23 protein-coding genes are annotated in these 20,191 nt (G+C 37.0%); 7 read left to right on the forward strand and 16 right to left on the reverse strand.

Going from position 1 to position 20,191, the window contains the following annotated elements; genetic code table 11:
* Window positions 1-6: 6 nt before the first annotated feature.
* The 7 genes from QUG14_RS11845 to hemE form a co-directional block, all read right to left on the reverse strand.
* A complete protein-coding gene (locus QUG14_RS11845; protein WP_289340737.1) occupies window positions 7-1,563 on the reverse strand; it encodes a fatty acid--CoA ligase family protein in 1,557 nt (518 codons plus the stop codon).
* Window positions 1,564-1,727: 164 nt separating this feature from the next.
* The gene (locus tag QUG14_RS11850; RefSeq protein WP_289340738.1) at window positions 1,728-2,948 is read right to left on the reverse strand and encodes an ATP-grasp domain-containing protein; all 1,221 of its coding nucleotides are present in this window, start codon (window positions 2,946-2,948) and stop codon (window positions 1,728-1,730) included.
* Between the two features lie 139 nt (window positions 2,949-3,087).
* Entirely contained in the window at window positions 3,088-4,074 is a 987-nt protein-coding gene (gene lplA / locus QUG14_RS11855; protein WP_289340739.1) for a lipoate--protein ligase, read from the reverse strand.
* A 16-nt stretch (window positions 4,075-4,090) separates the two neighbouring features.
* Window positions 4,091-4,825 carry an MBL fold metallo-hydrolase gene (locus tag QUG14_RS11860; protein ID WP_289340740.1) on the reverse strand — a complete coding sequence of 245 codons (735 nt, stop codon included), beginning with the start codon at window positions 4,823-4,825 and terminating at the stop codon, window positions 4,091-4,093.
* A gap of 54 nt (window positions 4,826-4,879) precedes the next feature.
* The gene (gene hemY / locus QUG14_RS11865) at window positions 4,880-6,301 is read right to left on the reverse strand and encodes a protoporphyrinogen oxidase (RefSeq protein ID WP_289340741.1); all 1,422 of its coding nucleotides are present in this window, start codon (window positions 6,299-6,301) and stop codon (window positions 4,880-4,882) included.
* A gap of 26 nt (window positions 6,302-6,327) precedes the next feature.
* Window positions 6,328-7,263 carry a ferrochelatase gene (gene hemH / locus QUG14_RS11870; protein WP_289340742.1) on the reverse strand — a complete coding sequence of 312 codons (936 nt, stop codon included), beginning with the start codon at window positions 7,261-7,263 and terminating at the stop codon, window positions 6,328-6,330.
* 181 nt (window positions 7,264-7,444) lie between these two features.
* Window positions 7,445-8,491 carry a uroporphyrinogen decarboxylase gene (hemE, locus tag QUG14_RS11875; RefSeq protein ID WP_289340743.1) on the reverse strand — a complete coding sequence of 349 codons (1,047 nt, stop codon included), beginning with the start codon at window positions 8,489-8,491 and terminating at the stop codon, window positions 7,445-7,447.
* A 281-nt stretch (window positions 8,492-8,772) separates the two neighbouring features.
* On the opposite strand from hemE, the gene QUG14_RS11880 reads away from it, so the two are divergent.
* Window positions 8,773-10,170 (forward strand): hypothetical protein, encoded by a 1,398-nt coding sequence (locus QUG14_RS11880; RefSeq protein ID WP_289340744.1) that lies wholly within the window; start codon window positions 8,773-8,775, stop codon window positions 10,168-10,170.
* 26 nt (window positions 10,171-10,196) lie between these two features.
* On the opposite strand, the gene QUG14_RS11885 is transcribed toward QUG14_RS11880, so the two are convergent.
* Window positions 10,197-10,838, reverse strand: coding sequence for a phosphatase PAP2 family protein (locus QUG14_RS11885; RefSeq protein WP_289340745.1), 642 nt, complete (start codon window positions 10,836-10,838; stop codon window positions 10,197-10,199).
* Between the two features lie 137 nt (window positions 10,839-10,975).
* Here QUG14_RS11885 and QUG14_RS11890 point away from each other — a divergent pair, with 137 nt between their 5' ends.
* On the forward strand, window positions 10,976-12,151 hold the full coding sequence (locus tag QUG14_RS11890; RefSeq protein ID WP_289340746.1) for a M20 family metallopeptidase: 1,176 nt from the start codon (window positions 10,976-10,978) through the stop codon (window positions 12,149-12,151).
* Between the two features lie 21 nt (window positions 12,152-12,172).
* On the opposite strand, the gene QUG14_RS11895 is transcribed toward QUG14_RS11890, so the two are convergent.
* Genes QUG14_RS11895 through QUG14_RS11905 form a run of 3 tightly spaced genes read right to left on the reverse strand, consistent with a single transcriptional unit; the run spans window position 12,173 to window position 14,892 of the window.
* On the reverse strand, window positions 12,173-12,898 hold the full coding sequence (locus QUG14_RS11895) for an EcsC family protein (RefSeq protein ID WP_289340747.1): 726 nt from the start codon (window positions 12,896-12,898) through the stop codon (window positions 12,173-12,175).
* Between the two features lie 49 nt (window positions 12,899-12,947).
* Window positions 12,948-14,159, reverse strand: a complete 1,212-nt coding sequence (locus tag QUG14_RS11900) for an ABC transporter permease (protein WP_289340748.1) — start codon at window positions 14,157-14,159, stop codon at window positions 12,948-12,950.
* On the reverse strand, window positions 14,152-14,892 hold the full coding sequence (locus QUG14_RS11905) for an ABC transporter ATP-binding protein (RefSeq protein ID WP_289340749.1): 741 nt from the start codon (window positions 14,890-14,892) through the stop codon (window positions 14,152-14,154). The genes QUG14_RS11900 and QUG14_RS11905 overlap by 8 nt, the downstream gene beginning before the upstream one ends.
* A gap of 589 nt (window positions 14,893-15,481) precedes the next feature.
* Here QUG14_RS11905 and QUG14_RS11910 point away from each other — a divergent pair.
* Both QUG14_RS11910 and QUG14_RS11915 read left to right on the forward strand, forming a co-directional pair.
* On the forward strand, window positions 15,482-15,901 hold the full coding sequence (locus tag QUG14_RS11910; protein ID WP_289340750.1) for an HIT family protein: 420 nt from the start codon (window positions 15,482-15,484) through the stop codon (window positions 15,899-15,901).
* Window positions 15,902-16,039: 138 nt separating this feature from the next.
* Window positions 16,040-16,567 carry a tryptophan transporter gene (locus QUG14_RS11915; protein ID WP_289340751.1) on the forward strand — a complete coding sequence of 176 codons (528 nt, stop codon included), beginning with the start codon at window positions 16,040-16,042 and terminating at the stop codon, window positions 16,565-16,567.
* 61 nt (window positions 16,568-16,628) lie between these two features.
* Here QUG14_RS11915 and yhzF read toward each other — a convergent pair whose 3' ends face one another.
* On the reverse strand, window positions 16,629-16,817 hold the full coding sequence (yhzF, locus tag QUG14_RS11920) for a membrane protein YhzF (protein ID WP_289340752.1): 189 nt from the start codon (window positions 16,815-16,817) through the stop codon (window positions 16,629-16,631).
* Window positions 16,818-17,082: 265 nt separating this feature from the next.
* Here yhzF and QUG14_RS11925 point away from each other — a divergent pair, with 265 nt between their 5' ends.
* Window positions 17,083-17,658, forward strand: a complete 576-nt coding sequence (locus tag QUG14_RS11925; RefSeq protein WP_289340754.1) for an HTH-type transcriptional regulator Hpr — start codon at window positions 17,083-17,085, stop codon at window positions 17,656-17,658.
* A 3-nt stretch (window positions 17,659-17,661) separates the two neighbouring features.
* Here QUG14_RS11925 and QUG14_RS11930 read toward each other — a convergent pair whose 3' ends face one another.
* A complete protein-coding gene (locus QUG14_RS11930; protein ID WP_289340755.1) occupies window positions 17,662-18,000 on the reverse strand; it encodes a DUF1878 family protein in 339 nt (112 codons plus the stop codon).
* Window positions 18,001-18,194: 194 nt separating this feature from the next.
* Between QUG14_RS11930 and QUG14_RS11935 the strand changes: the two genes are divergently transcribed.
* Complete coding sequence (locus tag QUG14_RS11935; RefSeq protein WP_289340756.1) at window positions 18,195-18,374, forward strand: hypothetical protein; 180 nt, start codon at window positions 18,195-18,197, stop codon at window positions 18,372-18,374.
* Window positions 18,375-18,458: 84 nt separating this feature from the next.
* On the opposite strand, the gene QUG14_RS11940 is transcribed toward QUG14_RS11935, so the two are convergent.
* Window positions 18,459-18,548, reverse strand: a complete 90-nt coding sequence (locus QUG14_RS11940; RefSeq protein WP_411252306.1) for a YjcZ family sporulation protein — start codon at window positions 18,546-18,548, stop codon at window positions 18,459-18,461.
* A gap of 59 nt (window positions 18,549-18,607) precedes the next feature.
* Window positions 18,608-18,697 (reverse strand): YjcZ family sporulation protein, encoded by a 90-nt coding sequence (locus tag QUG14_RS11945; protein WP_289340758.1) that lies wholly within the window; start codon window positions 18,695-18,697, stop codon window positions 18,608-18,610.
* A gap of 331 nt (window positions 18,698-19,028) precedes the next feature.
* On the opposite strand from QUG14_RS11945, the gene QUG14_RS11950 reads away from it, so the two are divergent.
* Complete coding sequence (locus tag QUG14_RS11950) at window positions 19,029-19,892, forward strand: peptidylprolyl isomerase (protein ID WP_289340759.1); 864 nt, start codon at window positions 19,029-19,031, stop codon at window positions 19,890-19,892.
* Between the two features lie 39 nt (window positions 19,893-19,931).
* On the opposite strand, the gene QUG14_RS11955 is transcribed toward QUG14_RS11950, so the two are convergent.
* Complete coding sequence (locus tag QUG14_RS11955) at window positions 19,932-20,120, reverse strand: sporulation YhaL family protein (protein ID WP_289340760.1); 189 nt, start codon at window positions 20,118-20,120, stop codon at window positions 19,932-19,934.
* Between the last annotated feature and the right edge of the window lie 71 nt (window positions 20,121-20,191).

Consider the following 20,191-nt stretch of genomic DNA (forward strand, 5'->3'; position numbering starts at 1 on the left):
TATGATTTAGACGGTCTGTGCAATTTGCGTTTTTAATGCTCTTCGCAAAATCTTCCCTGTTGTATTCTTGGGAAGTTCTTCCAAGAACTCAATCGAAGAAGGAACTTTATACTTGGCTAAATGTTCTCTGCAGTAATTAAGTAACTGCTCTTCGGTTGTATCTGGATTTTTACTCACAACATAACATCTTACTGATTCACCAAGATCTGAATCTGGTACACCGAGTACTGCCACTTCAACTACATCCGGATGGTTATAAAGTACCTCTTCCACCTCACGAGGATAGACATTATATCCCCCTACTAAAATCAAATCTTTCTTTCTATCAACAATATAGAAATAACCATCTTCATCCATTCTAGCTAAGTCCCCAGTATATAACCAGCCATCACGTATGGCTGCCGCTGTTTCCTCTGGCATTTTGTAATACCCTTTCATGACATTTGGACCAGAAACAATTAATTCTCCAACTTCTCCAACAGGAAGGTCCTCTCCTAATTCATTAACAATTTTGTTTTCAACATGGAGAATGGATGTTCCAATAGAACCAGCCTTTCGTGGGCGGTCCAGTGGGTTGAAACAGGTAACCGGTGAAGCCTCGGACAAACCATAGCCCTCGGAAACTGTAACATTAAATTTCTTTTCAAAATTAGTAAGCAGTGCTACCGGTAATGAGGCTCCACCAGAAATACATAGCCTTAATGTAGAAAAATCCTCTGGATTACCTTCTGGGTACTGATATAGGAAATTATACATAGTCGGAACTCCGGCAAAGACAGTGGCTTTAAACTCTTTTGCCAAATCAAAAATTTCCTTTGGACTAAACCTTGGAGCAATCAACAAGGTAGCTCCGCTCAATAATGGAGCATTTAAAGCTACTGTTAAGCAGAAGACATGGAACATAGGCAGGGTCGTGATGACACGGTCTTGATTATTCATCTTTAAATAGTCGCCCACATCACTAGCATTGCTGTATAGATTCTGATGGGATAACATTGCACCTTTTGGTTTTCCAGTGGTCCCAGAAGTATAAAGGATAATCGCAGTGTCCTCATCTTTCAACTCAGGACCTTTAAAGGAAAGGTTACCTGATGCAACGACCTCTGAAAACGATTTCATTTTAGAGTAAAGAGAAAGAGATTCGATATTATGACTAGAAATTCCATTTTCACTCGTTTCACAGAAGATAAAGTTCTCTACCTTCGGCAAGAAAGCATGTACCTTTTCAGCTAATGGAATGGCCATATCTAAGGCGACTACAAGTTTCACATCGCCGTTATTTAATATGTACCCAATTTCATCTGCTGTGTAAATAGGATTAACTGGAATGACGGTTGCCCCTAACCTCAATGCCCCGTATAAACCAATGACAAAATGTGGTGAGTTACCTAGTAATAAAGCAATATGGTCCCCTTGTTTTACACCTAATTTTTCTAAACCAGATGCAAACTTAGTAATCGCTCCATCCAATTGCGCATATGTAGTTCCTTGTCCCATAAAATAATAGGCTGTTTTACTGGCTGATTTTTTTGCAGTTTCGTGAAGTTTAGATGATAAATTCATAATTTCCCTCCCTTTGTGAATGAATGTTCATTCACTTAATAATAAAAATTTTCTAAATATATTATATTTAAAGAAATTTAAGTATACAAGCCTAAAGTTTCAAAAACGATTCAATTCTAACTATTTTGTGATGACAAAAAAGTCCCCAACAAGTATGAGGACTTTTACTCTATTCTCAAGTGAAATTTAATTTCATTGGCAGCTTGCTTTGCAATTGTTTGCGCTTCTTCAAGTGTCTCTCCTTTTGCAATAACGTACGCATATCGGTGACCCATTGACAATGGAGGTGTAACGTAGGTTCCACTCTTTGGTTTAACATACACCTCTACTACGCCGGGAGTAGTCATTGCCCTTCTCTTACCTGTTACTTTCTCTAATTTCCCTTTACGTTCAAGGATGATATACTGTGTGTAAACATAATAGTTAGTGCTTTTTTCTAAAGTAGGCTCCTCTCCTAGTAACATTTTTAGCGTTTCTTCTACTAAACTATAACCAAATGCTGCTTGAATCATCTTGTTCATAGCACCACCCGAAATCCTCGGATTCATTTCAATCAATTTCCAGCCTTCTACTGACAATCTTATTTCTAAATGAAAGGTACCATTCTTTACTTCTAACATAGATACAATCGTTTCGATCACTTCCATTAAGCCCTCTGCTATATTTGAAGGCACCTCAGCCAGTACACCATATCCCGTAACAATAAACCGTTTCCCCTTTGTAATTTCTTGCCTAATAATTGCACCAATTTGCACTCTCTGGTTAGTGACAAGAACCTCTACTAAGTATTGGTCACCTACGACGTATTCTTCAATAATGATCGTTTCGCGTGGGTTTTTAGTTCGTAATTTCCCTGCATTTTGTTCTAATTCCTTGATACTTGCTGCGAACAATACATCCTTTGAGCCAGTCGAAGAAGCACACTTCACTACCACTGGAAAATTTACTTTATTGTGGGTAAGAACAACAGGCAATTGCATGTCTCTTGTTACTAGCATAAATCTTGGTGTAAATGATTGTGCTGCAAAAAATGTTCTAGTTTTTTCTTTATCTTCCATAATCCCAATAGCTTTTGTTGATAAATAGTTCTTACAATACTCATCGGCTAATAAGGAAGCAATCTCTACAAATTTTGCGACAAAACTCGTTATGACCACTATTTCATTTCCACGTTGTTGTAATAAATGAATTTGTTTTTTTATTTCCTCCATTTGTGTAATATCCACTAAGGTGAGTTGATGAACATCCTTATATTCACTTCTTTGCTGAATTTGTTTTTCCTGATCAGTAAAAACCACCGTATAGTATCCTAGTCCATATGCAGCTTTTACAGCCTCTCTGCTTGATCCGGATTTATTTAATCCGATAAAGATGATTGTTCTCATTCTCCTCACTCCACTTTTTTCCTGACAATTATAAACGCCCTATATGTTATGAAAAACACTGATTTTTGTATAGACTATTTGTTAACCCACGGTTAAATTGCCTAAAAAAAAACGATGATTTTCATCATCGTTTTAAATCTTAATAAATTAAATTAATAAATTCTTCTTTTGAAACATTACCAAAATAATAGGTTGTGTCTAAATCCTTCAGTACCGCTTCTAACTCGCTTTTTTCATAGCGGATACCCTTTAGTTTATTCTCAATGTCACTTACATCGCCTACACCAAAAAAGTCACCATATATTTTACAGTTTTCAATGACTCCTTTATCCACATCTAATCGGACATCAATTTGTCCGACAGGGAACCGATGGGAATGCTGGAGATTAAATTTTGGAGATTTTCCATAATTCCAACCCCAATTTTGATAGCGTTCCTTAGAAAGTTGGTTGATTTTTTTCCAATCCTCTTCCGTAAGTACATATTCCGTCACTTCTTCTCCGTGAAAAATAAATTTCAGCAGGGCTGAACGAAACTCTTCAATGCTCCATTTCTCTGTCAAAAATTCTGAAATATTCGCCACTCTACTCCGAACTGACTTGATTCCCTTAGATTCAATTTTATCTTTTTTCACTCTTAATGCAGAGACAATATGATCCATTTCCGAATTAAAAAGTAGTGTTCCATGGGTGAACATACGACCTTTGGTTGAGAATTGTGCATTTCCAGAGATTTTCCTGCCTTCGGCTAAGATATCATTTCTCCCGCTTAATTCTGCATTTACCCCCATCTGTTTCAGTGCAGCAATCACCGGTTCTGTGAATTTACGGAAATTATGAAAGCTATCTCCGTCATCTTTTGTTATAAAACTATAATTCAGATTACCCAGGTCATGGTATACAGCTCCTCCGCCAGACAGTCTGCGCACTACATATATACCATTGCTCTCGACATATTCAGTATTAATTTCTTCCACTGAATTTTGGTTTTTTCCAATAATTATAGAAGGCTCATTTATGTAAAATAATAAATACGATTCATTGATATCAAGATTCTTCAAGGCATACTCTTCAATGGCTAGATTGATGCGTGGATCGGTGATGCCTTTATTATCGATAAATAACATACTATCCTTCCCCTTCTTATAGCGAAATGGTTTGAAACTCATCTGCAAGTTTTATTATACCAGTATATTCTGTGCTTGCCTCATTGATAAGCATCGATAAATCTCCGTAATGTGGAAGGTGGGTAAGAATTAATTGTTTAACTCCTGCTCTTTCCGCAAATTTGCCTGCATCAATGCTATTCATATGACCTGCAGACTTTCCATTTTGATGCTGATAAAAATTACATTCACATAATAACAAATCTGCATCTTTCCCAAACTCAATAAATTCTTCTTTGAAAGAACTATCACCTGTGTATACCAGTGATTTCCCGTCTGCTTCTATTCTCATTGCGAAGCATGGTGCTGGGTGATCTGTCTTTAGAAAGGAAACTTGAAATGGACCGGCAGTGAGTGCTTCATTAGGCGAATAGGCATTTCCCTTTGTAATTTCCTTATACGTTAACTTTGCAAATTCCGTTTGGTCCAAAGGATGTCCATAAATAGGTAACGTCGGAAAACTCTTTCCTAAAAATCCTTGAATTAAGCGAGCATGCTGTAATACACCAATATCTGCAATGTGATCTGGATGATAGTGTGAAATTAACACAGCATCAAGATCTTCGGGCTCAATAAGATTCTGCATTTTTGCTAAAACCCCACTGCCGCAGTCAATCAACAGTTTAAATCCCTCATGCTCCAGCAAGTATCCTGAACTTGCTCCATTTTGTTTTGGGTATCCTCCCCAAAAACCGATAATTGTTAACTTCATCTAAGTAACCCCCTCTTATAAAAAAAGAAGCTATTAGTAAAAACAGCTTCTGGTTCATTCCTTTACATTTAAATACTCTAGTACTCCTTTTACTGCTTCTTCGCCTTGGTCGATACAATCAGGCAGTCCAACTCCCCCAAAAGATGCACCGGCTAAAAAGACTCCAGGAAGTTCAGATTTAATATGCTTTTTAATGTTCTCTAAACGCTGTTTATGCCCCACTGTGTATTGAGGCATTGAATCTTTCCAGCGTGATACAACTGCAAAATCAGGCTGCATTCCAATATCCATTGTCCTGCTTAAATCATCTAACACAATCTGAATGATTCTATCATCAGAAAGATCAACAATCGTTTCCTCACCTGCTCTTCCTACATAACAGCGAAGGAGCACTTTGCCTTTTGGAGTAGAATGAACCCATTTTTTATGTGTCCACGTGCATGCGGTAATGGAATAATCACCATTTCGGGATACAACAAAGCCTGTACCATCAATGTCCTTCTTGATAGCCTCCTCAGGAAAGGCAAGGGCAACAGTAGCAACGGATGTTGATGGGACTGACTGTAATGGATCAAAAAAGTCATAATCTGAGAACATGGATTGTGTTATTTTATGTGGTGTTGCGGCAACAATACTGTCTGCAACCAGTGTTTCACCGTTATTGAGATAAAGCTCATACTGCTGATCAATCTTTGTAATCTTTTCGACCCTGTGCCCTTTTAAAATGATGTGAGGGTCCAGTTTTGCTTCAATACTTTCAGCAAAGGATTGGAGACCAGATTTAAAGGTTAAAAAAGCTCCTTTTTTCTTCTCGGCAGACTCCTGTGTTTTTGGTTTAGCAGGTGTGGTTTTTTTCATGCCCAAAATGAGACTTCGGTATTTTTGTTCAACCTCATAGAATTGCGGAAAGGTTGACATTAAACTCATTTGATCAATATCTCCGGCGTAAATTCCTGATAATAAGGGTTCGATTAAATTTTCAACCACCTCATCGCCTAACCTTCTGCGAAAGAATTTCCCAAGTGATTGATCGACATTACCAGGTGAGCGAGGTAAGAAAAAATCGGCTGCAGCTCTGGCCTTGCCTGGAATTGAAAATAATCCAGTTGTAATAAATGGTCCAATTTCGGTTGGGATCCCCATTATTGAACCCCCCGGCATTGAATATAGTTTGTCATTCACAAGAACATAGGATTTCCCAGTTGAGTTAGAGACTAATTGGTCTTCCATACCTACTTCCTTTGCAAGTCTAATCATGCTCACTTTTCTAGCAAGGAAGGAGTCTGGACCCCTTTCAATGGTAAAACCGTCTCTTATAAGAGTTTGCATTTTACCTCCGAGACGGTGAGATGCTTCAATAAGCCTGATTTCGAGAGGCAGCTTTTTTTCTGTAATTATTTTTTGAAGGTAGAATGCCGCAGTAAGCCCAGCAATTCCGCCCCCAATAATTGCAACCTTCTTTTTTTCTTCCGCCACGGATTTCACCCTTCTTTCCTTGGTTGTTATCGAGTCGATAACCTTTTTAAAATAACCGTAGACATGGCATCAATTAGATCATCGTGGGCGTTTGGCATTTCTGGGCGATAATAACTTGCTCCCACTTCTTCCGCTGCTATTCGGCACTCGTAATCGTTGTCGTATAGCACTTCTAAATGTTCACATACAAAACCTACAGGTGCATAAACAAATGCCTTATATGGATGTTCTTTTGCTAATTCTCGTGTTAACTCCTGAACATCTGGTCCTAACCATGGATCAGGCGTATTCCCAGCACTTTGCCAGCCAATCGCATACTTACTAATTCCTGCCTGCTTTGCAATTAATTCAGCTGTTTCTTGAAGTTGACTAGGGTATGGATCTCCAAACTGCAAGATTTTCTCTGGCAGACTATGCGCTGAAACAATCATCATTGCGTTAACTTTTTCTTCTTGGGGCATTTGCTCATAAATTGCTTTAATTTTTTCTGCCCAGTAGTTAATAAACTTTGGTTCATCATACCAACTATCAATGGAAGTGATTGTCATACCACCAAGTTTTTCTGCCTCTTCCATTGCCCTGTTATTATACGATTTAATACTAAAAGTTGAATAATGTGGTGCCAAAACTATACTTACAGCGTCTGTAATCCCATCTTCATACATTTCCTTTACAGCATCTTCAATAAATGGTTCTATATGTTTTAAACCGAGATACATTTTAAACTCTATTTCATCTTGAACTGTATTAATACGGTCCTCAAGTTTCTTCGCCTGCTCAATTGTAAGTTTTGCTAATGGTGAAATACCGCCGATTGCTTCATAGCGGCCTCGTAACTCTTCAATCATTTCTGGAGTAGGCTTTCTGCCATGCCGAATATGTGTATAGTATCTTTCTAAATCATCTAAATGATATGGGGTTCCGTATGCCATTACTAGTAATCCCATTTTCTTCTTAGTCATCATCCGCACCTCACTCTTAATTCTTGTTGCAAATTCATAATCAAGAAACTTGTCCCATTAAAATGTCCTTATATCAGGATTTAGAGGGCCTCTAAATGATTAGGGCCCTCCTTTTTTATGCATATTATATTGTGCCAAAAAAAAGGCTATCTTACCAATATTAACTCTCAGGAGGTGATTTTTATCTGCTCAACTTTGATGCAGAATACTCATGGACAAATGAGGTTAATCTTTTCAAGGTTGCTGGGTTGACAGATGGGAATACACCATGTCCAAGATTAAAGATATAACCGCCCTGAGCCATACCTTGGTCTAAAATCGCTTTCGCTCTTTCTTCAATCACTTCCCAAGGAGATAACAGGATTGCAGGGTCAAGATTGCCTTGAACCGTTTTTTGAATTCCCATTTCCCTCGCCTTTTGAATCGGAAGACGCCAGTCCAAGCCAACTACATCTAATGGAAGGTCATTCCATTCCATAGCAAGATGACTTGCTCCTACACCAAACATAATAAGTGGAACATTTTCCTCTTTAAGTTCCGTGAAAATTCTATTCATAACCGGCTTAATAAAATAGCGGTAGTCCTCTACATTCAACGCTCCCACCCAAGAATCGAAGATTTGGATAGCTTTAGCACCGGCCTTAATTTGTGATTTCACATATGTGATGATCATATCAGCAAGCTTTTCCATTAAAGCGAACCACGCTTTAGGTTCTGAGTACATGAATGCTTTAGTCTTGTTGTAATTTTTTGAAGGTCCTCCTTCAATCATGTAACTTGCAAGGGTAAAAGGAGCCCCAGAAAATCCAATTAAAGGTACAGATAATTGTTCTTGGGTTAATAATTTAATCGTATCTAAAACGTAAGGTACGTCCTCTTCAGGATGAATTTCACCAAGTTTTTCAACATCTGCTAATGAAGTGATTGGATTGTCAATGACAGGACCAATTCCTGATTTTATTTCAACCTGCATTCCAATCGCCGGAAGCGGTGTCATGATATCTTTATATAAAATTGCGGCATCAACATTGTACTGCTCTACAGGAAGGCGGGTTACATACGCACATAGTTCCGGTTGGTGTGTAATTTCAAACAAAGAATACTTTTCTTTAATCTCTCTATACTCTGGTTGTGATCGCCCAGCTTGGCGCATATACCACACTGGTACGTGGTCTGTTTTTTCTCCTCTAGCTGCTTTTAAAAATGTTTCGTTGATTTGTTTCGTCATGTAAATATATCCACCTTTCAAAGACATGTCTGCCTATATTCTAATATATGTAGCCAAAAATTAAAAACTTCATAGAGTGCATAGCACTGGTTTCACTATATCGATTATTCCTATTTGTGTATAGGTTACGATGCAAAGTGTCAAAAAAAAGTCGTTTTTACGTTATTTATTTATTCAAATCCCTTTCACCACTTTAATGAAGATTCATATTCTGTATTACATCCGATAGGGCGAATAACTATATTCGTCCTTTTGATGAAGATGAGAGAGGAGGTCATTTTATGCTTGTCGAGCTTTCAGCTCTCCATTGGATATATGTTGTCTTTATTGCTCTTATTATCGGATTTATGGTCAAACGAAGAGATACCACACTCATTTGTATCATTGGGATATTCCTAATTGCCATTACTGCAACAGGGTCATTAAGTAGTTCAGTCAGCAGTATTTTTAACAGTTTTATTTATGCAATTACAGAGCTATTATCAACCATCTTAGTCATATCCATTATTGTGGCAATGAGCAAAACCTTAACTACTACAGGGATAAACGATGTAATGATTTCACCTTTTACAAAATTAATTCGTAACCCTGCACTCGCATATTGGACTATTGGTATCTTAATGATGATCATATCCTGGTTCTTCTGGCCGTCGCCAGCTGTTGCCCTGTTAGGTGCCGTGCTGCTTCCAGTTGCACTGCGAGCAGGACTTCCAGCTTTGGGTGTTGCGATGGCAATGAACTTATTTGGTCATGGTATAGCCCTATCAGGTGATTTTGTCATTCAGGCTGCGCCAAAATTAACATCAGATGCAGCTGGAATCCCAATCGGTGATGTCATCAGTGCTAGTATACCATTAGTATTTACGATGGGGATTGTAACCACTATCGCTGCTTTCTATTTCTTAAAACGAGATATGAAAAACGGTGTCCTGCAGGTGACTCCATTTGTACCTATGGAGTCATCTGAAGATACAACTTCCGAAAAAAATCTCCTCACTATTGGCCAAAAGCGATTCTTCGCCATTCTTGTTCCTATTTTATTTGCTATTGACGTTGCTGGTATGTTTATCCTTGACTTGACTGGCGGTGACGCAACTGCATTGGTCGGAGGAACATCGATTTTCATTCTTCTCCTGATTACCATGGTAAGCCATAAAAATAAGGGCCTTGAAAAAACAACCAGCTATTTAATTGAAGGATTTACATTTGGTTTTAAAGTTTTTGGACCTGTAATCCCAATAGCAGCTTTCTTCTATTTGGGTGATGCTGGTTTTGGTAAGATTATCGGTGACTTTTTACCAGATGAATCACAAGGAATTGTCAATGATCTTGGTGTTGCGTTAGCAACTATCGTTCCATTAAGTAAAGTGGTCGGAGCCGTAACGTTAACCACTGTAGGGGCAATTACAGGTTTAGATGGTTCTGGATTCTCTGGAATTTCACTCGCAGGTTCAGTCGCGGGCTTGTTTGCTGTCGCAATTGGTAAGGGTGTCGCCACATTAACTGCACTTGGTCAGATTGCGGCCATCTGGGTTGGGGGCGGAACATTAGTACCGTGGGCATTAATCCCTGCTGCGGCTATCTGTAATGTTGACCCATTTGAATTAGCAAGGCGAAACTTACTTCCGGTGGTAATTGGTCTTTTCGTTACGACCATCGTGGCAATGTTTCTAATTTAAAAAAGAGGCTCAGCAGCCTCTTTTTCTCATTTCGCTTTCTTTTTTAGTTTCTTTTTAAAAAATTTGTAAATAAATATCGATAACATCACCCATAAATAGCCAAACGCAAAACCGCCAATAACATCTGTAGGGTAATGCACTTGGAGTATGATTCGACTTGCACCAATTAGTAGTAATAATAATGCTGTTAACCAGATGACAACTTTTCTAGTTGATGAATTTTTTATATCCTCAATAACTAGATAGGCAATAAAAAAATAGCAAGTTAATCCTACCATTGCATGCCCACTTGGAAAACTTAAACTATCGACATGTGCAAGATGTTCAAGTTCAGGTCTTGGTCGCGCAATAAGGTCTTTTAGAAGTTTATTAACTTCATTTCCAAGAGCGACAGATAGAGCAATAGCTGAAGCTCCTAAGAAATTTCTTTTAATCAGCAATAACCAGCCCAACACAATCAACGCAACAATACCTATCCCCTTTTTGTCTCCTAATTCTGTAAGCAGAAGAAAGAATGGATTGAAGGTATCAGGTACATAAGCAAATAAATCTGCTAACTTATCATCAAGCCAAAAAGTTTGTTTTGCAGCTACTTTGATAGAAGTATAGAGTGCTATTACAATGGCAAAACCTACTATTAAATATGTATAACCATTTCTTTTTTTCATCGAATAAATAATCCTTTCTCTCTCTGAAAACTCTCTCAAATTATAATGAAAAACACCTTAAAAATCTACATAATAGTATTAAAGTGTTAAAATAGATTGAAAATATTTTTAATTCTATAGGCGTTTGGAGGGTTCATATGTTGAAGCAATTGTTTTTAAAATTAGAAGATTACTATGAGGAAATGGTATCCATTCGCAGGTTTATGCACCAGCACCCCGAATTGTCCTTTCAAGAATATAACACATCACAGTTTATAAAGAATTATTATGAAAAACTTGGAATAGACGTAAAGGATAATGTTGGTGGAAACGGCGTAGTAGCAAAAATAAACGGCAAAAAACCCGGAAAAACGGTGGCACTCAGAGCAGATTTTGATGCCCTGCCTATTCAAGATGAAAAGGAAGTTCCTTACAAATCTTTAGTCCCCGGGGTCATGCATGCCTGTGGTCATGATGGACATACAGCAACGCTTCTTGTCCTTGCTAAGGCACTAAATGAGTTGAAGGAAGAACTCGAAGGGAATTATGTCTTTATCCATCAGCATGCAGAGGAATACGCACCTGGGGGAGCAATATCCATGATTAAGGATGGCTGCTTAGACGGCGTTGATGTCATATTCGGAACTCATTTATGGGCAAGTGAACCCACTGGTACAATCCAATACCGTACAGGTCCAATTATGGCAGCCGCTGACCGTTTTGAGATTGACATACAGGGCAAAGGTGGACATGGTGCACAGCCTCATAAGACAAAGGATGCCATTGTTACTGCTTCCCAGTTAGTTGTAAATCTTCAGCAAATTGTTAGCAGGAAAGTGAATCCTGTTGAGTCTGCGGTTGTTACAGTCGGTTCATTTGTGGCTGAAAATGCGTTTAATGTAATTGCAGATAAGGCGAAATTGATAGGGACAGTTCGTACCTTTAATGATGATGTTCGTCAGTTTATTGAAGATGAAATGGAAAGAATTATTCAAGGCACCTGCCACTTGTCTGACAGCACATTTACCTTTTTATATGAAAGAGGGTATCCAGCAGTAGTTAACCATGAAAAGGAAACAGAATTCCTTATCGGTGCTGCTAAGGAAGTTCCTGAGGTGCTAACGATTGAAGAATCCGAACTGCAAATGGGTGGAGAAGATTTCGCATATTACTTAAAGGAAATACCAGGTACCTTCTTCTTCACAGGTGCAAAACCTCAAGATGCCGATCCAGGCTACCCACATCACCACCCGAAATTTGACATCAATGAGGATTCGATGTTAATAGCTGCAAAAACACTTGGTACTGCAGCAATTAGAATACACCAAGAATAATAATGTAAAAACCCCTGAACGTTAATAATGTTCAGGGGTCTTTTTTAGGATTCTTAATCTGTAAGCATTCATTGCCGTCTCACCTAATTGTTTCAATAAGTTGTTATTGGCATATGCACCCACAAATGCGCCAATACCCGGTACTAACTGAAACATCTTTACAAGATCGATGTAATCTCGATATTCTTGTTGAAATTTACGCCAATCCATTTCTACAAGAGTTTGTTTTCTCTCGTCCCAGTTTTCAATTTCAGATAATGTCTCTCGGCGGATTTCATCACTGGAAAACGCAAGTTGGAAGATATGCAGAATAAATAGCCGTTCTTCAAATTCCTTCGTATTAAAACCATAAATCGCAGCCGCTTCAAAGAGAAATTTCATTTTTATTGAAAGCAGTAATGGAAAATCAGCAAGACCAAGCAGAATTCCCCCAGCACCAGTTCCCGCACCTTCCACCAGCGCGGTTTTCTGGAATACAGCCGTCTTTTTACGCATTAATTCATCACGTTCTTCTAGTGTCAAACCTGCCGCTTGATTTTTGTTGGTCGTGAGTTGGGATCCAAATAAAGTGGTTTTGACCATTCCCTTTATGCTTTCGGTCATAACCTCATGGACCTTTTCTGGAATTATTTCATTTATTTTCCCCTGAGCCTTTTTCGAAATTCTATTCATCATTCCAGAACGTCTTGTTAATTTTCGTTTCCATTCAACGACTTCACCATAAACCTTTAACTCATATTCATTCATGCTCCCACTCCCCTTTAGCAAAAGAATAGTAGTTATTTTACATATCCATTCATGCTTTTAGTCTTTTCTTACTATAAACAATTACAAATAAATAACTAAACAATAGACCTGAAAACAGGACTACTAACGAAAACAACCAATCCCCTTTTATCAAAACAATCATGGCGAAAAGGATGGATTGAATGAAAAGAATTATTTTTAGAATCGATTGGAATGCCGCCATTTTGTGCTTATGGGAAACAGGATACAAATCAATCCAAAGCTTGTTTTGGTGATGATTCCATAATGGCAGCAGTTGAAATCCCGTTAGGTAAATGAATAGGAGTGAAAAAATAATTTGACCCCAACCAAATGAAATAAAATACAGTGCCACAGCACCGATTACGGTTAAACGAATAAAGAGACCTAAATAATCGGAGGATCTCAGGAATGTTCGTGCGAATAGATAATGATACGTTCTATTCTGTGAAAAAGAAATGGATTTCATCAATATGTCTAACCATTTTCTTCTTTTTACCGTATCCTTTAATTTCGGTACATCTGTGAATAAATTGGCCAATCGATAAAAGGAAGCCATTCTCTTCTCTTCTTGAGCAATAAGTAAATCCCATTTTAACCCCATTTTTTTCGTTCTAACATAAAAAGAACGATAGTAAAATGCCAAAATGAAAACAACTAGTAATAAGAAAAGAATATTTGCGTTGTTAAATAACAAAAAAGTAAAGATTACATTAATGAAATACCGGACGAACATGTCCCAGATAAAAACCGACTGTTGGACAAAATAGTGAATTCTCCAGTTAACAGCAAGGTTCCATGCTTTTATCGCCAGCAGCACCAGCAGGAAAATAAAAAATGATTGAAAACCATTTGCACTAACATGGGCATACATTGGCATCAATACAGCTAACACCATTAATAAGATATATCCTTGAAAGACTAAACTTATCAATCCTGAACGGGAGAAATACCCCTTCAATCTTGTTTCAAGCGGAATTAAAAAGACCTGGTCAGCCTCCAGCAAAAAAGTAAATACGGGACTGTGTGTTAAAAACAGGCCAATTATCAAAGCAATGATAATCTCTGCTGGAAAATCAGGTGACAATGTACGAATCCACTCCTGATAATAAAATGCAGCAGTACCGATTAGAAATAACAGGACTACAACAAGGTGACCATTCAATATGTAACGAAGATAAACGCCAAATTCTTTTAGACGATGCACAGCTCTATCTTTCCATAGCTTTTTCTCATCAAACATAGTTTTCTTCCTTCGTTAATTGGATATATAAATCATCTAATGATGCTTGAGGCATTGAGAATTGTTTTCTCAGTTCAACAAGTGTCCCTTTTGCACGAACCTTTCCTTCATGAAGAATCACAAAGGAATCGCAGTATTTTTCCGCGGTGGTTAGAATATGGGTCGACATTAAGATGCCCGCACCGTTTTCTTTCATTTTTTTCATTAAATCAAGCAATGACTGAATCCCAAGTGGGTCGAGGCCGACAAATGGCTCATCCACAATATAAAGTGACGGCTGTACTAAAAAAGCACACATGATCATTACCTTTTGTTTCATCCCTTTAGAAAAATGGGCTGGAAACCATTTCAGCCTTTTTTCCATTCGGAATTCGGCAAGTAATTTCCCAATTCTTGTTTTATATGTGGTTTCATCTAACCCATAAGCCATTGCCGTTAATCTTAGGTGTTCCTGAAGGGTAAGTTCTTCGTATAAAACGGGAGTTTCTGGAACAAAGGTAAACATCTTTCGGTAAGCTTCTTTATCTTCGGAAATCGAACGACCATTTATTTTCACTTCCCCACTATGTGGTTCCATTAAACCGATAATATGTTTTATGGTCGTACTTTTCCCGGCCCCATTTAGACCAATTAATCCAACCAATTCTTTTTCATTTACTTCAAAGGATATATCTTTTAAAACTGGATTCCTTGTATATCCACCTGTAAGGCTTTCAATTGATAATAAAGACATATGCTCCGTCCTTCCATTTAGCATGATTACCTTACATTTTACCAAAACGTGGGTAATAAAAATAGAAATTCAATTTTTTTGATCATGATTGTATATTTCAAATTAAAACGGACATCATAATATTCGAAGGGGAAACACCTACTCGATGAAGTGATTCATCAAACTTTGAAATGAGGTGTCTGTCAAAGACATTTAACTTTTCAAACCAGTAGCTTCTAAACGTTTCAAATAAGGGGATGGTTGTTTTGCACAAGTTGCCTTGTAACCATTTAGAGTTCAAATAACACCAGCTATTTATCAAAAAAATAAATGAGGTGTTTACCGCAGATTATCATCCGTTTTTATAAGTTGGGAAAACTATAAAAACACATAGGGGATGGTCAGCTTGAACAATGATTACTGTTTATAAAAAACACTAAATTGTCAAATGAGGTGTTTATCAAACGTAATTCCTGAATGAACGTATAAAATGAAGCAAACCCCTTCGAGAGGACAGGATTCCATGCGGATCCTGTCTCTTTCTTTTTTAATTGCTAATACATATGGTAAAATACGGATATAAAAAATTATTAAAGGGGTTGTGTAGTAAATGAGTAATTGTATCTTTTGTAAAATTGTTAATGGTGATATCCCCTCAGCAAAAGTATTTGAAAATGAACATGTTTTAGCCTTTCTAGATATCAGTCAGGTAACCAAAGGACATACACTGGTCATCCCTAAAGTACATAAAGAAAATTTGTTTGAGTTGACTCCTGATATCGCTAAGAACCTTTTCGAATCTGTTCCTGCTATTGCAAATGCTTTAAAAAAAGAGTTTGAACCGATCGGATTAAACACAGTTAATAATAATGGTGAAGCAGCAGGACAAACCGTCTTTCATTTCCATATGCATTTAATTCCCCGCTATGGAAATGGGGATGGATTTGGTGCCGTTTGGAAAACAAATACAAGTGATTATACGCAGGCAACCTTAAAAGATATGGCAGCAAATATTAGTAAGCACCTATAAAGGGAATTAAATTATCTGAAAATTATTTCTTTATTATTCTTCTATTCCTATGCTATAATGATAACAAGTTTTTCGCTGTAGGCATGAGTGCACTACAGGAGGAACAATTAGCTGAGTTCAGCAGAGGAGAGATGAGAAATGAATACAAAGAATCTAGTAGTCCTATCACTTTTAGCGGGAATTGGGGTTGTATTGCATACGGTAATGCCAGCCTTCCTTACCATTAAACCAGATATGATGCTGGCAATGATGTTTTTGGGAATTATTCTTATTCCAGAAATTAAAAGTGTTATGCTACTGTCAATTGTAACCGGAGGATTATCCGCACTTACAACTGGTTTTCCTGGTGGCCAACTTCCAAATATCATTGATAAGCCCATAACTGCCTTAATCTTTTTTGGTTTATTTTTGGCATTAAAGCAATACCGAAATTCCATTTTTAGTGTTGCAGTCTTAACTGCTATTGGGACATTAGTTTCAGGCTCTATATTTTTGGGAGCTGCACATTTCATTGTAGGCTTACCAAGTTCTTTTGCAGTACTTTTTGCTGCAGGTGTATTACCTGCAATTGCACTGAATACAATTGTCATGGTTATTTTGTACCCAGTTGCTCTATCAGTTGCCAAAAGAACGAAGACGTCATCATCTATTGTCATTTCAAAATAATGCAGGAGAAAAGAACCTCAGATAGGTTCTTTTCTTTCTATAATCCCACCCTTAGATATGATTAAAAACTCGAAAGGATCATTGCAACAATCAAAAATATCCCTCCACCTCCTGCTAGTGCAAGAGCTCGTTTTTTTAATATTTGCTTGGGTGGATAAAATCCTGGTCTTTTTACTGCTAACGTATTCCATATCGCACCGATAAAGAGTAATACACTTAGTAAAAAAAGAACTGTACTCACGCTTTTCATTTAGTACCCCCTATTAAAGACCAAAAGGTTGATACTATCATTCATATGTTTTACGGTCCTTCCCTATGTAGAATATTCAAAAGGTTGGAATTATTAAGAGAAAAAACGTAAAATAAAGAAGAAATATGATTTGAAAATTAAAAAAATATAAATTACAAGTAGAAAAAATCGTAATTTCTAAAAATTTTGTGAATTTACATCTTTATTAATTTTTATTTTATTGGCATAATGTTAATAGAGAAATAAAAAAGTAGGTGAATTGGGGATGTCGGAGAAACAGTATTCAATGAAAGAAGCGATGCTATTTAGCCAACGGATTGCACAGTTAAGTAAAGCTTTATGGAAATCAATTGAGAAGGATTGGCAGCAATGGATAAAGCCCTTTGATTTAAATATTAATGAACATCATATCCTTTGGATTGCATATCATCTAAATGGAGCTTCCATTTCGGATGTTGCAAAGTTTGGTGTTATGCATGTCTCTACAGCGTTCAATTTTTCTAAGAAATTAGAAGAAAGAGGATTGCTTACATTTTCGAAGAAAGAAAATGATAAACGGAATACGTATATCAAACTTACTCCTGAAGGAGAAAATATCTTTCTTCGTTTAATGGAATCCTATCAGCCCACCGGAAATGCTGCATTTGCAGGTGCCTTGCCATTAAGAGATTTATATGGAAAGTTTCCTGATATTATTGAAATGATGGCCATTGTCCGTAATATTTATGGTGATGATTTTATGGAGATCTTTGAACGTTCTTTTCATAATATTGAAACAGAATTCAACGAAGATGAAGGAAAACTTAAGAAATCAGAAAAAACAGAACAAGAACTTTCTTAATCTTTAAAGGCATTTTTGAAACTCTTTAAAAAGAGATTCGTATAGTCCTTGACCCAAACAAGAGTGAACGACTTCATTCACATCAAATTTTGAGGGTAAAGAATATAGAAACTCACTGAAAAGCGGATGAAAGTGAATAAACCCTTCCGCTTTTTGTTCTGCCATTTTCATGTTCATATCCTCACAAAGTTTGTAGAATCCCTGGACTTCCTGTTCTGATATCCCGTTTTCAATTACCATTCTATAGAATTCAAGATTAGGGGAAGATAACATTTTTAAAAGTAATCTTTGATGGTATTCAAGAAGATTTACTTTCGTTTGCAGTTCAAGATATTGATCCATTTCCTTTACCTCCGGATAAAGCTTTATTTTTCATATGCTCACATTATATACTTTTTAAATCCTAGATAAACCTTTTTCTTTGGTGTGGATATCCAAGTTATTTCCTACTTTTCTACCATTCCTTTTAACTATCTTTTTTTGTAAATTTTTGATAATGTATTAACATAAATTGAACATCAGGGAGGGAATCGTTGATGATCTCCATTTTTATTGTTTTGGCCATTTTCATTTTATATTATGTGAACAAAATGACCAATTCCCTTTGTATTCAAAAGGAAATTCCAGAAGAACGTCAGCACAAAGTATTTCGGACAATAAATGTGCTAGTGACGATATTACTGATTTCATCCTATGTGGAAATTTTGTATACATAGGTTTAATTATGTAGTAGCTTTTAAATGTTACAGAAAAATAGAAGCGATGAGAATTATTTCTCATCGCTTTTAAACTTGTTTAAATTATAACCAAGAAGCTCCAATAATTATTAACAGGATGAAAAGGACAACGATTAACGCAAATCCTCCACCATGGAATCCAGCACCAGACACACAATTCTCCCCTTTCTTAAATGGTAAAGCTGTTGTCTGCATCGGGTGTTACCCTTTTATTAAAACCAAGATGCTCCAACAATAATCAATAGAATGAATAGGACTACAATCAATGCAAATCCTGCTCCGTGCCCGTGTCCACCACTCATCGTAATACCTCCTTTGTTATTTACTACGATATTCTATTCAAGCTGTATTCAATTCGACTAGGCGCTTACCTTATTTTCTAAGGAAAAGTCCACCTTTTTCTTAATGGGTAATCATCTATAGTGAACTTTGCGCTTTGTCGTAAAGGCAGTTGAATAGATATTCTTTTTTCTTACATGTTATCGTATGTACGAAACCTAAATTCGCAATAGGTAAATGCCCAGAATTATGAAAACAAATACACAGAAAATTTTTGCAGTGGTTATCATTTATGTTATAGTATAGTTTGTGGACAAAAATCCACAAGAATTTACTGTTTAGGAGAGGTTCCTCATGAAAAAATGGATGTTAGCCCTTACATTAGCTGGCGGGGTTATTGCCTTAAGTGCATGTAATCAAAGCGGCGGTTCGACTGTGGCAGAAAGCTCTGCTGGAGATATTACACAGGATGAACTTTATGAAGCAATGAAGGAAAAGGTAGGAGCACAAGCATTACAACAGCTTGTTTATGAAAAAGTCCTATCTGAGAAATACGAAGTAACGGACAAGGAATTAGATGCAAAGGTTGATGAATTAAAAGAGCAGCTTGGTGAAAACTTTGAAGCAGCACTGGCACAATACGGATATGCTGATGAAGAAGACTTTAAAGAAACGATGAAACTCGGTCTTTTGCAAGAAAAGGCTGCTATGAAGTCGATTAAAGTAACCGATAAAGAAGTAAAGGAATACTACGATAACTATAAGCCTGAAATTAAGGCTCGTCATATTCTTGTTAAAGATGAAAAAACAGCGTTAGAAGTGAAACAAAAGCTTGATGCTGGAGAGAAATTTGAGGATGTTAGCAATACTTATTCTACTGATGAAGCGGCGAAGGCAGCTGGCGGTGACCTTGGCTGGTTTGGTCCTGGAGCGATGGATCCTGTTTTTGAAGAGGCAGCATATGCACTTAAAAAAGATGAAATCAGTGCCCCAGTTCAGACATCATTCGGTTATCATGTTATTCAATTAACGGATAAAAAAGAGAAAAAGTCTTTTGAAGAAATGAAAGAACAAATGGAAAAAGAATTAAAATCTTCAAAATTGATCACTGAAAAGATCAACGAAATTATGCAGAAGGAAATTAAGGATGCAAAAGTAAAAATCAGCGATAAAGATTTAGAAAATGCACTTGATCCAGCACCTGCTGCAGCTCAATAAGCTAAACAAAGAAGGAACTCCCACGGAGTCCCTTCTTTTTTATTCTGCAGTTGCTCTGTCACCCTCACGTCTTTCTTTTTCTTGCTCAAGCCTCGTTAAATAAATTTCTCCCTCTTTTTCAATATTCTCCATTTCTAACATACGTTCTTCTCTCCCTGTCTTAATTGCCATTAAGGCACTAATCACAATTCCAACCACGACTGCATATACCCAAATAGGAATAGTCATATATTTTTGCTCCTTTCATTAGTGGTTGTCCACTTTTTTATAAAACATATTCGATTTATAGATAAATATTC

The sequence above is a fragment of the Neobacillus sp. CF12 genome (genome assembly GCF_030348765.1).
Classification (GTDB): Bacteria; Bacillota; Bacilli; order Bacillales; family Cytobacillaceae; genus Neobacillus.